We start from the raw sequence: 15,163 nt of genomic DNA, 5'->3' as shown, positions 1-15,163 counted from the left end.
TGCTCCCTGAAATGCCCCGCATCGGCTTCGGCCTCTGGAAGATCCCGAGCGAAGACACCGCGGCGAGCGTGGTCGAGGCGGTGCGTGCCGGATACCGCCATTTCGACAGCGCCGCCGATTACGCCAATGAAGCGGAAACCGGCGAAGGCCTGTCGCAAGCCGTGGCCGAAGGGCTTGTGACGCGTGAGGAAGTGTGGGTCACTTCCAAGCTGTGGAACACATTCCACGCCGCCGAGCATGTCGAGGAGGCATGCCGCAAGACGCTTTCCGACCTGCGGCTCGACTATCTCGACCTGTATCTGATCCATTTCCCGATCGCGCTCGAATATGTGCCGATCGATGTCCGCTATCCGCCCGAATGGCTGCACCATCCGGACGCGCCCGATCCAGTGATGAAGCGCGCGCCCGTGCCGTTGCAGGAAACCTGGATGGCGATGGAAACGCTGGTGCACAAAGGGCTCGTGAACCGCATCGGCGTGTGCAACTACAACACCGCGTTGATCCATGATCTGATGAGCTATGCGACGATCAGGCCCGCCATGCTCCAGATCGAGGCGCATCCCTATCTGACTCAGGAAAAGCTGATCCGCTGCGCTCGCGGATACGGCATCGACGTGACAGCGTTTTCTCCGCTGGGGGCGCAAAGCTATTTCGAGCTGGGAATGGCAGACAGCGGCGAGAGCCTGCTGGGTGCGGCGCCGGTGATGGTGGCAGCGCAAGCTCACGGAAAGACCCCGGCGCAGGTTTTGCTCAAATGGGGTGTGCAGCGCGGAACGGCGGTGATCCCCAAGACTTCAAAGCCCGAACGGATGCGCGAGAATATCGACATTGAAGATTTCGAACTGAGCGCGGTCGAAATGGCCGCGATCAGCGCACTTAACCAGAACCGACGCTTCAACGATCCGGGCGTCTTCGCCGAAGCCGCCTTCAACACCTTCCATCCGATCTATGACTGACAAGCAGACATCAGAATTTCCCGGCATCATTCCGGGCGGAGGCGATCTTGCCGCCTTCCTGAACGCCAACAAGAGCGCAGTCGATGCGGCGCTGGCCGAAGCGGGGACGCTACTGTTTCGCGGGTTCGACGTGCCCGATCCGCTGGCCTTCGATGCCGCGATCGAGGGGTATGGAGAAACGGGCTTCACCTATGAAGATTCGCTTTCCAACGCGGTGCGCACCAATGTCACGCCGCGCGTCTTCACCGCCAATGAAGCCCCCCCGAAGACAGAGATTTTCCTGCATCACGAAATGGCGCAAACACCGCTCTATCCGGCCAAGCTGTTTTTCTATTGCGAGATCGCGGCGGAAAAAGGCGGCGCGACCCCTCTATGCCGTTCGGATTGGGTATTGGACCGCATCCGCGCCGAACATCGCGATTTCTATGACGCCGTCCAGGCCGAGGGCGTGCGCTACACCAACGTCATGCCGGGCAGCGATGACGCGGGATCGGGCCAGGGCAGATCATGGCGCAGCACGCTCAGCGTGACCGACCGCGAAGGCGCGGAACGCCGGCTGAGCGAGCTCGGATACCAATGGGAATGGCGCGAGGACGACAGCCTGCGGGCGACCACGCCTGTCCTCGCCGCCATTCGCGATGTCGGCGAGGGACGCGAAAGCTTTTTCAACCAGTTGATCGCCGCCTTCAGGGGTTGGGCAGACAGCCGCAATGATCCCAACCGTTCAATCACTCTGGGCAATGGCGAGCCGATCACCACAGAACAGATGGCAGGCCCGATCGCGATCGCTGATGAACTGACCTACGATCTTGCATGGCAGACGGGCGATGTCGCGCTGGTGGACAATTTCATTGTGATGCACGGTCGCCGCCCGTTCGAAGGAAAGCGCCGGGTGCTCGCCAGCCTGATCGCCTAGGCTGCGCGCCTGCCTGAGACGATCCAGACCGTGGCGTTGAACAGCACCAGCGCCGAAATCAGAATGCCGAACAACAATCCCGGCCCTGATGTCGAGGCGAGCCCCACAGGCGAGAACAGCAGGTAGGTAGCCACGACAAAGCTGAACAGCGTGATTGCAGCGGGCTTCGCATGGCGCCACGGGGTCAGATCGACTTTCTCCTCGCGCGTGAAACGCCAGGCTTCCTCGCGAGGTCGCAGCCAGCCGCAAGCGAGCATGATCGCCACCTCGATCACGAACAGCACCGCATAGAGATGGATGAAATGCAGCGTGATCACTTCGTCAAAGACGAAGCGGATCAGGCCATAGGCGACCACATGGAATACGATGACGATCTTCGCACCCAGCGCCGGAACCCTTGCGGTAAACAGCCCGACGATCACGATCACAATGGTCGGGATGTTGTAGAAGCCGGTGAAGATGCGGATCACCTGCCACAGTCCCTCAGCCGCGAGGGAAAGCAGCGGCGCGATAGCGAAAGAAAACACCGCGATCACGACGCTCGCGATTTTTGCCACACGCACCAGTTCTGCATCGCCGACAGGCGCGGTTTTCGCAGGGGCATAAATGTCGAGCGCGAACAGCGTCGCGGCGCTGTTGAGCAGCGAATTGAACGAAGAAAACACAGCGCCCAGCAGCACGGCTAGGAAGAAGCCCGAAAGCCAAACGGGCAGGACATCGCGTATCAGCCGCGGATAGGCTTCGTCGATGCTGCCCAGCCCCGGACCGTAGAGATGGAATGCGATCACCCCGGGGATCATCATCATGAACGGCACCATGATCTTGAAGAATCCCGACAGCAGCACGCCTTTCTGCCCTTCGGCGAGGCTTTGCGCGCCGAGCGTGCGCTGGATCACATATTGATTGGTGCACCAGTAAAACAGGTTGGCGAAAATCATGCCGGTGAAGATCGTGCCGAACGGCGTCGGATCGGTGGAACTGCCGATTGCGTTGAGCTTTTCCGGATGCTGCGTGGTGAGCCGGGCAAGCCCTTGCGCGAAGCTGCCATCGCCCAGTGCCATCAGGCCAAGCACAGGCACCAGAATACCGACGATCAGCAGCCCGATGCCGTTGAGCGTATCCGACACCGCGACCGCCCTCAGCCCGCCAAATACGGCGTAGATCGCGCCAATCACGCCGATCAGCACCACCGTCAGGACCAGCGCACTGAAATCCCCAAGGCCGGTCAGCGCGGGAATGTCGAAAAAGGCGATCACCGCGAGCGAGCCCGAATAGAGCACGCTGGGAATGGTCACGAGGCCGTACCCCAGCATGAACAGCAGCACCGACATACGCCGCACGTCCGCATCGAACCGGTCATTCAGGAATTGCGGCAAAGTGGTGAAGGCTCCGGCGAGATATTTCGGCAGGAAAACCAGCGCCATGGCGATGGTTGCAACGGCGGCGGTGACCTCCCACCCCATGCTCGAAAGATTATGGCCATAGGCCGAGCCGTTGAGCCCGATCAGTTGTTCTGCGGACAGGTTGGTCAGCAGCAGCGAACCGGCGATGAAAGTCGCGGTCAGCCCCCGCCCGGCGAGAAAATAGCCGTCCCTCGTCTCCGCCGTCCCGCGCGTCTTTGCCCAGCTGATCCAGCCGACCAGCGCCATGAAGAAGGCGCAGCTTGCAAGCGTCAAGAACAACCCGTCGCCGCTCATTGCGCGCCCCGCCCCGTTCGCGCGGCGATTTGCGAACGATAGTGTTCGATGAGCGTATCCTGCCCGAATTCGGGGGTCGCCTCGGCGCTGTATTCTCCACTCACCGGATCAAGCACCAGCATGCTTTGGGTCGCGTAATAGCGTGCGATGCGGGCGTATTCGGCCTTTTCGGCAAACCAGTCGGAATAACGCTCACCCAGCGACAGAACGCCCGCCGCCGCATCGAACAGCCTTACCGGAACAGTCCGGAAGCGAGGCTCACGGCCCGCCGCCTCGAACAGCAATTCACCCTGCTGCTTGAGAGTGATGGCAGGCCCCGGCCCGCCAATCGGCAAGGTCGCACCGCGCCGCTCGGGAAGATGCAGGCAATCGACGATGTATCGAGCAAGGTCGGCATCGCTGATCGGCTTACAACGGGTGAGTTCACCGTTACCGAAAATCAGGAATGGTTTTCCCGCCAGCACCCTGTCGATCTGCCCAGACAAGGATTTGAAGAAGGCGGTCGGGCGCACGATCGTGTGATTTATCCTTGATGCCTTAAGCGCCCGTTCGAACGCGATCTTTGCGTGCTGGAAGGCCAGAAGCGGGCGCTGCACGCAAATCGCCGAAAGCAGGATGAAGTGATCGGCGCCAGATTGCTCGGCTGCATTGAGAAGGTTGAGATTGGCGCGAAAATCCACCGCCTCGGCGTCTTTGGGCGCGCCGTTGCGCGATGCGATGCATGAAACGACAGCATCGATGCGATGCTCCGCTAGGGATCGGCCAAGGCCCGATGGATCGCGCAAGTCATCATGCAGGATTGTTGCCTCTGCCAGCTCGGCTGGTTGATCCGCGCCGCTGCGCAGCAAGGCGAATGCCGCGTGCCCCTGTTCGACCAGGGCTTTGACGACAGCCCGCCCGATCGTCCCGCTTGCCCCGGCCACGAGCACGCGCCGTGCGCCGCCATCAACCCCCTCTGCACTCACGCCGGAACCGCAATGATCTTGCCGCTGAAGACAGATTGCCATGCCTGAATCTCGGCAAATACGACATTGTCGGTCGCGCGCATGATGTCGGATGCGAGCGCATAACTCAGCGCGTTGTCCGGTGCCGCCAGCAAGGCGTCGATCCGGGAGGCGATAATGTCGAGCCGCTCTGCCGTGACTTCGGAAATTTCGGCGAAACGTTCAAAATCGCCGAAATAGCGGATTCCCGCGAGCGCGCCGCCAAGAGAGGGCAGCGCCACGGCAAGCACGGTGAACCATTTCGCCGCCTTGGCAAGCCAGTCCGGATCAACCGTCCCAAGAGCCGCGAGCGCCGCAAGCGCAAGATAGATCGCGACCACGAAAACCGCGCTGACGAACAGCCGCTCGGAAAGCACGTCCAGCCCGTGGTGCGCGCGGCCCAGCCTGTGCGATTTGGCGCGGTGGTAATCACGCTGTGGATTGACGTGATGATCGCGCAAGGCTTCAAGCGCGCGCCGCAAATAGGCCTTGTCGACGACGGCGCGCGGCAGCCCAACGGCGCGCACCGCGTTGCGCACATACCATTCGGGCCACCAGGTGCCTGTCCCCCTTGGCCAGGCGGAGGAGGGGCGCGCTACACCCATGACGCATAGCATCGGGCTGTGCCTCAGATATTCCGCTGCGCGCCGCGTTTCGAACCAACGCTGATGCAGCTTCAGACGGCGACCGGCGGCGGTGTTCAGCAGGATGGCCAGCAGAAAGGTCAGCTCGATCCCGGCGAATATCCATTTCTGTGCCGGTTCCACCAGCGGAAGGTACAGAATGCCACCGATGATCGCGCATGCACCCAGCACGAAGTTGACCGTCATGCCGGATCGATGAAAATCGGAAAGCCGCGAAGAAACCGCCTCGAACCACGCAAATCGCGTGAGGATCTGTCTGGCGATCGCATCACCAATCTGATCATTGTCCGGTGCCAGCCTTGCAATGGTGGACAGCAGTGCCTGCCCACTTCCCGCAGCAATGGCATCGGGGCGTTCATAGCTGCGCCTTATCGAAGCCAGCTTGCGGCCCCAGCCGGTTTCCCCGAACAGGGCTTCGACCCGGCGGAACGCGTGCCCGCCAATCGAACTGCGATCATGCCATCGCTCAGCCTCCAGCGCTGCGATCGGATTGGCCAGCTGATCCCCGCCGGGGCGTTGCGCGGCAATGGCGTTTCCGATCGCCTCGGCAAGCTGTGCCGCTTGTTCTTCCTTGTCGAAGACCTTGGGACGAGCCACCAGTTCCTCTGGCGAATGCAGCACGCGCCACTGATCTGGACGCACGGGATCGACCAGCAACACGGGCACCCCTTCCCTCAACGCCGCAAGCGCGGTGTGGCCGGTGCCTCCTGCATTGGCAGTCGTAAGTCCGTCCCAGACGGCGATCACCAGATCGGACTGCTCGATCAAGACGCGCCCGGCCAATGCTGTGCGCCTCCCGGTTTCCGATGCCAGCGACGAAACCGCAGTGGCGTCTTGCGGGTTATCGAGGGTTTGCAGGAACAGTTCGGTCAGGCGCTCGTCCTGGTCGGCAAGTTCGAACAGGACGCCACGATCGGCCAACGCGGCGATGGTTCCCGCTCTGCTTGCGACAGCGGGATCTGATGCAACCTTGCCTGCCAATATCGCCCTGGCATCAGACGCGCTTTCCGGCCGCGCGTTGATCGCGGTGTTAAGCGCACGGCCAAAAGGCAGCGGGATCATCAATTCCCTTTCACGCTGCATTCCGGCCTGAACCGCCAGATGATCGACCCCGTCGCTGAGCAGCGTCAGCAGGCGGGCTCTGCACAAGTGTGATGCACCAACCGCTTGCTGCCGCTCTTCGAGCAAATGCTGGACCAGCCCGAACAGTTCGCCAAGCGCCTGCTCCAACGCAGTCGGGTCAGCCGGAAAGGACTTGTGAACGGCACTGTGGCCCGTGACCCCTATCGCAAAGGAGACACACGGAAGCGGAGGTGCCGCGTTCTGCGACTTGTCCTGTTGGCTTGCTTCAGGGATGGTGCAGCACCTCGAATGACTGGTCAGATCAAGCTGATCAGGATCGATACGCAATTCGTGATTGCATTCCAACCGTGTGGCGCGTGCCCACCCCGGTTTTTGCCATGATCAGGGGGCGGTGCGCCGTGTCTGGGCAGCGGACCTGAGTGCAAGGCGTTTGGCCCGTTCTATCCAGTCGAGATAATAGGCGATATCGACATAGACCGAAGGCGTGTTGAAAAGGCCGCAACCCTTCCCGCCTGACACAAGGCCCACCAGCGTGTTGCTCCGCGTTTCGACAACCGGGCCGCCGCTGTCGCCCCGGCAACTGTCGACCCCCACCCGGCTGCCTGCACAAAGCTGGCCTGGCTGGATGCGAATGCGGTTGCGACGAAAGACCCTGTTGTTCTTGCACACATCGACCGAAAAGACCTGGATCCTCCCACCCTGCAAGGTTTCCGCCGCCTTTGCCTGAAACTCTCCGTCGAGAGCGCGCGGATTGTCCGTGCTTTCCGTCGGCTTCATGTAACCCCACCCACTCATCAGAAGATTATTCGGCTCAGGCACATAGTCCGGCGACGATGGCAATATAACCTCGGTAACCCGCGACGAACGCGGGGCGTGCTCCAATTGGATCAGAGCGATGTCGTTCTTCAGTGTCCGGGGATCATAGCCTGCATGAGTCACGACGGTACGGATCGGAATGATGTTATCCATGCCCGTGATCGAATGCGTTCCAAGCCGCACCCGGCGACCGGCGAAGAACCGTTCATTGCTGAGGCTGGTCACCACGCAATGCGCCGCGGTCAGCACGAACCGGTCTCCAAGATAGACGGCTCCGCAGGTGTGATTGATTTCCCAATCTTCCAGCGGCCGCCCGTATTGCTCTTGCTGCTGAAGACGCGCGTCATCCGTCTTGTAGGCTTCGGTGCTCGGCCCGAAGAGCATGAACTGCGCCTGATAAAGCGCCTCGTCAGGCCCAAGCCGGTAACCCCTGACCAGCGCTCGCGTGGTATCGAAATATGTGTTTCGAAACCTCGTCAGTTCCTCGCTGCACAGGTTCGCACCTTCTGGCGGTTCGTAATTCTCCGGCAGGTTTCCGAATTCGTCACGGTAAGGCACACCCACGCATCGCACCGTTTGGGCTTCGTCAAATTCAAGCCGCACGGCATCTGGGCCATCAACAGCGAGTGCGGCCAGCAGGATGTCCCAGTTCTCGTATCCCTGCTGTCTCAATCGCGCCACGGCACCCGAGAATCCCTCAGGCGCGAAGCCGTCATACAAAGCCAGAAAGCTGTTCGAGGTTTCAGTCGGCGAACGGGCCAGTTTCAGGGCCAGAGTGCCACGCTGTCCCTCGTCCATGCTCATTATGACCCGCGAAAACACGGCAACGCCTTCAGGCGTCAATTTGCTGTAGAACCGCTGAAATTCTGCCTGTTCGTCTTCCCACAGTTCCTCGACAATAGCGGCATAGGCGGCGTCGGCATCGGCCTGCGGGCTTTGAGCGTGTGCCGCTGGCAGCGCGATCAAATTGAGGCAGGCAAAACAACAGAGGCTCAGAAGCAGCGAGCTTCCGAGCCTCTGGATATCGCGCAAGACGTTCAAGCGCATTGTCTCCGCCAGCGAAGGCAATGCGAAATCAAAGCTTGCAGATTACTGATCAACCGGGTTGCCCTCGGGATCCAGCGAACCATCGCCTTCGCCCTCACCTTCGGTCGCAGCGGTTTCTTCGCCGGTCATCGCTGCTTCTTCTGCAGGTGCTTCGGCTTCAGTGGCTTCTTCGACAACTTCGGTCGCTTCGGGCGCTTCAGCTTCTTCCGCAGCCGGTGCGCAAGCCGCCAGACCGGTCGCAAGCGCGATGGCGGCAGTCATCAGGATATTCTTCTTCATAGTTACCCCTGTTTCCTCGTCTCAACCAAAACCGAGACGTTGCAGTAATGACTCAAACTTTTGCGATTGTCGAACAGGATCGAGATTCTGGTCCGAACGCGACAGAACAAGCCCTGCGTCCCCTGCTGCATAGGCGCGCTCCAGCACGGCCAACGCCTCTTCGGTTTTGCCCCATTGGGCCAGCACCTGGGCCTGTTGGTAGAGGCTGTTATCGCCATAACGCTCGATCATGGCTGCGAATGCCTGCTCAGCAGCTTCGGCGTTGCCAGACTGCCGTTCAAGCATGGCCAGACCGGCCAGCTTAGCATGTAGGCTCGGCTCGCTTTCGTAGAAGGCGCGGGCTTCGTCATTGCGACCCTCGAAGCGGGCAATGTCACCGAGGATACGATTTGCAATGCTGGTGCCTTCATCAAGCGAAAGCGAACGCCGCGCCGCTTCGGCCGCCTTTAGGTAATCCCTTGCGGCGAATTCAAGCACGGCCTCGGCGCGAAACACCGGCGCGTTGAGAGGATCAAGCCGTTCGGCACGGGCAACCGCATCGCGGCCCTTGCCAAAGGCACCGATATACGAAGCAAACAGCGTATAACTCATCAATATCCGAGCATTGCCGTACCCAAGATCAAAGCTGCGTTCGTAAGGGGATTTCGCAGCGGCGATGTCCAGCTGGCCATTTGCAAAGGCCGCACCGAGCGCGGCGTGGCCATCGGCCAGATCGGGAGCGAGTTCGATTGCCCTTTGCGCCGCTTCCATCGCATTACGATAATAGGCCTTCAGTTCCTCCCCCGATGCATGGCGATTGCCAACAGCCGTCAGCACTCGTGATCGCATGGCATGGGCGGCGCCATAGTCCGGATCGATCGCAATCGCCTGATCGAGCGCCGCAAGTGCGGCCCGATCCGAGGCTTCGTCTCCCTCCGCACGGTTGTAAAGGTCAGCACCTTGCAAATAGGCATCGAGAGCCTTTGAATTGTTGGTACCGCCAATCCGCGCCGTCCCGGCCGGATCGCCCGCAGCAATGCTGGCGACCAGCGAGTCCACCACCCGGGTCGCGATTTCGGTCTGCACCAACAGCACATCGTCGAGCTCGCGATCAAACACGTCCGACCAGACGTCGAGATCGGTTGCTCCGTCGATCAATCGGACGCTTACACGCAAACGATCGCCTGCGCGCCGCACGCTTCCTTCAAGAACATTGGCAACGCCCAGCGCGGAAGCAATCGCACTTGCCGTCTGATCACCGGTCGCGAATTTGTCAGACGATGTCTGGGCCGCGACGGAAAGCTGCCGGTTCAGACTCAGGATGCTGCGCAATTCTTCGGCCAGCCCGGCGGAAAAATACTCCTGGTCCGGATCGTTGGAGAGGTTTTCGAACGCCATAACCGCGATGCTGTTGGGGCGCCCCGCATCACCGCCGAACAGTGGGTCCAGCGCCCCGGTCTGCCATGCCACTACCCCACCGGCTGTCGCCGCTAGTGCTGCGCCACCGGCAATCAGGGCAGCGCGGCGGCTGACAGCCGGTTCTGCTAGTGATGGAGCCACGGGCACGGCACCTAAAGCCGCAGCCGGCAAATCCGGACGTGCTGTTCCCGCCTTGCCCAAAGCTTCCAGCACCCGGGCAAATCCCGGACGATCGGGCACGTCGCCCTCGCCCGAAACATCAAGATACTGGATCTGTCGGAACCCAAGCGGTGGTTCTGTGCCGTCCAACGTGATCGACAAAAGGCATTTGCGATCGCGACCCCGTGTCGCCTCGTCGCGCACCCAGTCGGAATTGGCGGAAGTCTCGGTCCACGCCACCAGCACCACGTCGGCGGTTTCCAGCGCGTTTTCGGTCACCTGGAGGAAGCGGTCGCCCCCCTTCAGCAATCCGTCCCACCAGACATCGAAGCCATGGCTTTCCAGAGCTGAGATAAGCGGCAGGATCTGCTGCTGGTCGGCGCGCGAATAGCTCAGGAAAATGGAGGTCGCCTTGCCATCGGCAGGCGCGTTGTCGCTCACGAATTCCCCCTATCGCTGCACTTCAATGCTCAGACACTAGCCCAGACGTTACCGCTTGGGAAATGGTTGATTCCCGGTCTTTCGCGCAATGCGAAAAAGCACACGTGTTGCACGCGCGCCCTGACCAATCGGTCTGCTTACGAATAGTTTACGCCACAACGTTAAGGAAGGGAGTATCGGGTGTAACGTAGATGGGCCGTCTGCCTTTCACCCACTGGTTAACATTGGGGGCTGGCACATGCCAATCGTTCAGAAGTTCACGCGGTTTGATGAATCCATCGTCTGGTCGCTGCTGCATCGTTTCTACATGGAAGCCGGCCCTGCCGCCTGGTCCAACAAGATCGTGCCCCAGCGCAGCACATCCAATGCCTTTTGTGCCGATACCTATGCCTCGATCGTCGCATCCTTTTTCAAGGAACTGATGGCGGAAGGGAACAGCAAGCCTCCGGTGGTGATCGAACTGGGTGGCGGCAGCGGGCGGTTTGCCTGGCAATTCCTCAATCGCCTGTTCAACTACCACTTCTCAGACGATGATCCCTGCCCCGAATTCACCTATCTGCTCACCGACGGTTCTGAAAAGAACATTGAAGGTTGGCGCAAAAAGGACCGGTTTGCGCCGCTGGTGGAAAGCGGCGTGCTGGATTTTGCGCAGCTTCTGATCGAACCCGATCCGGTGATCCGCAAGGCGGATGGCGAATTCAAACCCGCCGATTTCGCGGATCGTCCGGTCATTATCGTGGCCAATTACCTGTTCGATTCAATCGCGGCCAATATGTTCCGCATCAAGAACCACCAGATCGAACAGGTTTTCGTCCAGACGGAATCGACCGAGCGCAAGTTCCTCGACCGGCCGATCACCTCGTTCCAGTCGATCAGCGAGCGTTTCCAGAGCCGCCCGATCAAAGACGATACGCCGACCGGCCATCCGATCATCGACGCAGCGATCCACAGCTATGCGAAGCGTCCGGGCGATTTCCATGTCGTCGTCCCGCAAATCTGCATGGAATTCATCGAGAAGTTCCTCGATCGCGACACGCCACTGCTGCTGCTGGCTGGCGATCTTGCCTATTCAGATCCATCGGAGTTCGAGCTTGAAAGCCCGCTCATCTTCGACACCTATTTCGCGCATTACACCAACCTCCACATCTTCGGCGAAATGTTCCGCGCCTATGGCGGCGACATGCAGTCGCAGCGCCACAAGGACGCCAATTTCAGCTGCAGCCTGCTGTCGCTGCCCGGCAAGAAGAAGTGGCAGGAGCTTTCGCTCGGTCGCACGCGTGAAACCGCTCTGGCGCTGCTCAAGGACTTCAACCCTTACGATGCGCACGAGATCATCGAACTGATCGAGAACACCGCCGAAGACATGTCGATCCGCCAGGCGATGGCGCTGATCCGGTTTTCGAAATTCGATCCCGATGTCGCCGCCGCCTGCATTCCGCACCTGCTGTTCAACATTGAACAGGGTGAAGAGGAAATCGACCGGGCGCAGCTCTATGAAACCTATATGGAGGCGTACCGGGCGTACTTCCCGGACGGTTCGGAAAACCAGTTCGATTGCGGAGTGGCGCAGCTCTTGTTGCGGCTCGAGTACCACGCGCAGGCGCTGCAATTGATGGACCATGCAATTCGCGAGTTCGGGGAAAGCGCCCCGCGCCTGTTCGCGTTGGCGCTGGCGTTCTTCAACCTCGGTGACGAGGATCGCGCGGAAACTGCGGCTCGTAAGGCTGCGAAGCTCGATCCGCATTTCGCCCCTGCCCAGCGCATGATCGCCGACAAGTTCGAGGAAGCTCCTGCAGCTCCTTCGCTGGGTGAGACGACAAGCTATGCGCATCTGACGGTGTCGAACCGCGATCCCAAGGTGGTGTCCAAAGCTGCCCATTTGCTTGCGGATCGCGGCGTCGTGCTGATCGAGGATCTGTTGAACGCCGATGTTGTCGCCGAATTGCGCAGCGCTCTCGATGAAAGAGTCAGCGACTGGCAATCGAGCGAGCTGGGCAAGCCCAACAACGTCGGCGACAAGCGCTTTACCGTGCCGATCCGCCTGCAGGAGCCGTTCGACAATCCGGGCGTTTATGCCAACCCGGTCCTGCTCGACACGTTACAGCGGGTCATGGGCGAAAAGCCCGTTCTGCACGCCTTCGGTTCGGTCACCACCTACGAAGGTGCACGGATGCAGCATGTGCACCGTGAACACCCTCTCCTGTTCAACACCGACGCGGGCAATGCCAATGTCCCCTGTTATGCAACCACCATCCTGATCCCGCTGATCGATCTCGACGAGGAAGCTGGCGGCACTCAGCTTTGGGAAGGCACCCATACGACGGCCAAGGACGAGGAATGGGAAGGCGATCCGCACATCTTCTACACCAAGGCAGGTAGCGCGCTGGTGTTCGATTATCGGACGTATCATGGCGGCATGCCGTGCCGTGCCTCGCACGGACGGCCGCTGCTCTACTTCACCTACACCATGCCGTGGTTCCACGACACGCTGGCGTTTGAATCCCATGCAGCGATGGGGATCAGCGACAGCGAAAGAATGAAGGTGCCCGAGCAGCATCGCGACCTGTTCCGTTTCGCAAAACCGATCGCAGCCTGAGCGGCGTTAACGATTCCGGTACGTGTTTGCCCCGTAATGAGACGCGGCATTCTGAGCGCTTGAGGACGGCATTCCGTTAGGTCAGTCAACACAACACGAGACCAACAGCCACAGTTTCAACGCTAAAAAGCGTTTGGGGGTAAGTCAGATGAAACGTCAACGTTTGAAGGAAACCTCGTTCCTCGGCGCAGCTCTTGCGATGAGTGTGACCGGGATCGAAATGCCGGCCCATGCGGCGGAACTGCCCAAGACTGGCAGCAGCATCACCATGAGCGACTTCGGCGAGATCGAAGGCTACGGCAATTTCAACGCCCTCGACATGCTGGATGAGGTCGCTCAGAAGTCGAAGTCGAAGAAGGGTTCCAAGAAGGGATCCAAGAAGGGTTCGGCAGGCAGCTCGAGCAGCGGCGGCTATTACGGCACCAGCAGCGGCGGCGATGCCAAGAAAGGTTCGAAGAAGGGCTCGAAGAAAGGCTCTTCGAAGAAGGGTTCGGCCAGCTCGACCAGCAGCGGCGGCTATTATGGCAGCAGCACGACGGGTGGCGACGCCAAGAAGGGTTCCAAGAAGGGATCGAAGAAGGGTTCGTCGAAGAAGGGCACTTCGTCCTCGACCAGCGGTGGCTACACCTCGACTTCGACCAGCGGCGGCACGACCTCCACTTCGAGCGGTGGTTCGACCACCTCGACTTCGGGCGGCTCGACCACGACTACTTCGTCTTCGGGCGGCACCACTTCCACCTCTGGCGGCACCTCGACCAGTTCGGGCGGCACCGGATCGAGCTCGGGCGGTTCTACCTCTGGCGGTTCGACTTCCGGCGGTTCGAGCGGCACTCCGGTGCCCGAGCCCAGCACGCTGCTGATCCTCGGTCTCGGCGCGGCGGCCGCGCTAGGTGGGCGCCGGCGCAAGAAAGCAAAGTCCGAAGCCTGAACTGTGGCAATCTGACTGCTGAACGAGAAAGGGAGCCGATCCGGCTCCCTTTTTTGTTTGAAAGCGACCGCTAACCTTTTCCCGTTATGGCGGGATCGTCATGGTCAGAAAACTTGCCCCTTTGCTCCTTTTCGCCACGGTGATGCTCGGCGGCTGCGATGATACTCCGCCCGCGAGCATGGCCCAGATCGAAGCCGCAATCGCGGAAAACCGGTTTATGGATGCTCGCGATGGCCTTCTGGCGCTACGCGATCACGACGGGGCTACGCCGGAAAATGCGGCGCTGCTGGCGAAGGTCATGGTTCAATTGGGGGATGGCTATTCCGCCGAACGCTATTTGCGCGAACTTGAGGCAAAACAGGGAGAAACTCCCGAATGGATGACGCTGCGCGCGCGTTCGCTGATCCTGCAAGGTCACGCCTGGAAAGCGCGCGACGTGATCGAACAATGGCCGGGCTATCCCACTCTTGCCGAAGAACGCGATCTGTTGCTGGTCTGGGCGGCAATGGAGGAAGGCGAGAATGATCAGGCCATTGCCTTGATCGACGAAGCGTTGAGGCGTCACCCGCAATCGGCAGACCTCCACGCCAAAGCCGCGCGCCTCGCAGCCTGGGAAGGCAATTGGGAGGCCGCTGACCTTCATATCGCAGACGCGCTGGCAGCTGACCCCGATCACTACGAAGCACAGCTGGTGCAAGGTGAAAGCCTGATTGCTGCAGGCGATCTCGAAGGCGCCTTGGCAACGTATCAACGCGTGGTCGAAACCCACCCTGATTTCGCCATCCCCCGCGCAAATGTCGTAGGATTGCAGCTCGACCTGAAGCAACTGCCCGAAGCCGAAGCTGCGCTGAACGAGGCGCTGGCGCAACATCCGGACTTCCCGCAATTGCGCTTTGCCTCGGCCCGCCTCAACGCGATCAGGGGCAACTGGCCGAAATCGCGCGAAATCCTGCAGTCGCTGCCTTCCGAATGGAAGCGCGAATTCCCCGCCTCAACTCTGCTGGAAGCAGAGACGGAGGCGGCACTGGGGAACCACGCGATTGCCCGCACGCTTTACGAACAGCTGGCTCAGGATCCGCGCTTTGCCGATGCTGCCAACGAACTGATGGGCCAGCTTCCCGACGCCTAACCTTATGATCGGGCTTGTCCCGGCCTTTGCAACCTGACACAGCTTGCTCAAGCCGCTGGGCAGACCGTGGAGTTGTTCGGGTTGGGAGAGT

At 60.5% G+C, this 15,163-nt stretch carries 11 protein-coding genes; 5 read left to right on the top strand and 6 right to left on the bottom strand.

The genetic code is table 11. From position 1 onward, the window contains the following. The first annotated feature begins 11 nt into the window (after positions 1 to 11). Both L1K66_RS05835 and L1K66_RS05830 read left to right on the top strand, forming a co-directional pair. A complete protein-coding gene (locus L1K66_RS05835) occupies positions 12 to 956 on the top strand; it encodes an aldo/keto reductase (RefSeq protein WP_252260028.1) in 945 nt (314 codons plus the stop codon). Then, the gene (locus L1K66_RS05830) at positions 949 to 1,872 is read left to right on the top strand and encodes a TauD/TfdA family dioxygenase (protein WP_252260027.1); all 924 of its coding nucleotides are present in this window, start codon (positions 949 to 951) and stop codon (positions 1,870 to 1,872) included. The genes L1K66_RS05835 and L1K66_RS05830 overlap by 8 nt, the downstream gene beginning before the upstream one ends. Here the strand turns inward: L1K66_RS05830 and L1K66_RS05825 are convergent. The 6 genes from L1K66_RS05825 to L1K66_RS05800 all read right to left on the bottom strand — a co-directional run bounded on the left by L1K66_RS05825 (position 1,869) and on the right by L1K66_RS05800 (position 10,419). Beyond that, entirely contained in the window at positions 1,869 to 3,569 is a 1,701-nt protein-coding gene (locus L1K66_RS05825) for a solute:sodium symporter family transporter (protein WP_252260026.1), read from the bottom strand. The two genes, L1K66_RS05830 and L1K66_RS05825, sit on opposite strands and share 4 nt — an antisense overlap. Beyond that, a complete protein-coding gene (locus tag L1K66_RS05820) occupies positions 3,566 to 4,576 on the bottom strand; it encodes an NAD(P)H-binding protein (RefSeq protein ID WP_252260025.1) in 1,011 nt (336 codons plus the stop codon). The genes L1K66_RS05825 and L1K66_RS05820 overlap by 4 nt, the downstream gene beginning before the upstream one ends. Beyond that, positions 4,531 to 6,606: a hypothetical protein gene (locus tag L1K66_RS05815; protein WP_252260024.1), complete on the bottom strand. Its 2,076-nt coding sequence runs from the start codon at positions 6,604 to 6,606 to the stop codon at positions 4,531 to 4,533. Before L1K66_RS05815 ends, L1K66_RS05820 begins: the two co-directional genes overlap by 46 nt. 54 nt (positions 6,607 to 6,660) lie before the next feature. After that, positions 6,661 to 8,061, bottom strand: coding sequence for a serine protease (locus L1K66_RS05810; protein ID WP_252260023.1), 1,401 nt, complete (start codon positions 8,059 to 8,061; stop codon positions 6,661 to 6,663). 123 nt (positions 8,062 to 8,184) lie between these two features. Continuing rightward, positions 8,185 to 8,421 (bottom strand): hypothetical protein, encoded by a 237-nt coding sequence (locus tag L1K66_RS05805; RefSeq protein WP_034952089.1) that lies wholly within the window; start codon positions 8,419 to 8,421, stop codon positions 8,185 to 8,187. A gap of 21 nt (positions 8,422 to 8,442) precedes the next feature. Continuing rightward, complete coding sequence (locus tag L1K66_RS05800; protein WP_252260022.1) at positions 8,443 to 10,419, bottom strand: TIR domain-containing protein; 1,977 nt, start codon at positions 10,417 to 10,419, stop codon at positions 8,443 to 8,445. Positions 10,420 to 10,657: 238 nt separating this feature from the next. On the opposite strand from L1K66_RS05800, the gene L1K66_RS05795 reads away from it, so the two are divergent. The 3 genes from L1K66_RS05795 (at position 10,658) to L1K66_RS05785 (ending at position 15,072) form a co-directional block, all read left to right on the top strand. Then, the gene (locus tag L1K66_RS05795; RefSeq protein ID WP_252260021.1) at positions 10,658 to 13,015 is read left to right on the top strand and encodes a phytanoyl-CoA dioxygenase family protein; all 2,358 of its coding nucleotides are present in this window, start codon (positions 10,658 to 10,660) and stop codon (positions 13,013 to 13,015) included. A 148-nt stretch (positions 13,016 to 13,163) separates the two neighbouring features. Further along, positions 13,164 to 13,943 carry a PEP-CTERM sorting domain-containing protein gene (locus tag L1K66_RS05790; RefSeq protein WP_252260020.1) on the top strand — a complete coding sequence of 260 codons (780 nt, stop codon included), beginning with the start codon at positions 13,164 to 13,166 and terminating at the stop codon, positions 13,941 to 13,943. Between the two features lie 100 nt (positions 13,944 to 14,043). Then, positions 14,044 to 15,072: a tetratricopeptide repeat protein gene (locus L1K66_RS05785; RefSeq protein ID WP_252260019.1), complete on the top strand. Its 1,029-nt coding sequence runs from the start codon at positions 14,044 to 14,046 to the stop codon at positions 15,070 to 15,072. Positions 15,073 to 15,163: the final 91 nt, after the last annotated feature.

Source organism: Erythrobacter aurantius (assembly GCF_023823125.1).
In the GTDB taxonomy this organism is placed as follows: domain Bacteria; phylum Pseudomonadota; class Alphaproteobacteria; order Sphingomonadales; family Sphingomonadaceae; genus Erythrobacter; species Erythrobacter aurantius.
The sequence above is the reverse complement of the archived record's forward strand: the minus strand, read 5'-3'. Positions and strand labels throughout refer to the sequence as shown.

What these genes read in the sequence shown, in the direction of transcription:
- L1K66_RS05795 (WP_252260021.1), top strand. Translation starts at nt 10,658, where the DNA reads ATGCCAATCGTTCAGAAGTTCACGCGGTTTGATGAATCCATCGTCTGG.
- L1K66_RS05820 (WP_252260025.1), bottom strand. Translation starts at nt 4,576, where the DNA reads ATGGCAATCTGTCTTCAGCGGCAAGATCATTGCGGTTCCGGCGTGAGT.
- L1K66_RS05825 (WP_252260026.1), bottom strand. Translation starts at nt 3,569, where the DNA reads ATGAGCGGCGACGGGTTGTTCTTGACGCTTGCAAGCTGCGCCTTCTTC.
- L1K66_RS05790 (WP_252260020.1), top strand. Translation starts at nt 13,164, where the DNA reads ATGAAACGTCAACGTTTGAAGGAAACCTCGTTCCTCGGCGCAGCTCTT.
- L1K66_RS05830 (WP_252260027.1), top strand. Translation starts at nt 949, where the DNA reads ATGACTGACAAGCAGACATCAGAATTTCCCGGCATCATTCCGGGCGGA.
- L1K66_RS05835 (WP_252260028.1), top strand. Translation starts at nt 12, where the DNA reads ATGCCCCGCATCGGCTTCGGCCTCTGGAAGATCCCGAGCGAAGACACC.
- L1K66_RS05805 (WP_034952089.1), bottom strand. Translation starts at nt 8,421, where the DNA reads ATGAAGAAGAATATCCTGATGACTGCCGCCATCGCGCTTGCGACCGGT.
- L1K66_RS05785 (WP_252260019.1), top strand. Translation starts at nt 14,044, where the DNA reads ATGGTCAGAAAACTTGCCCCTTTGCTCCTTTTCGCCACGGTGATGCTC.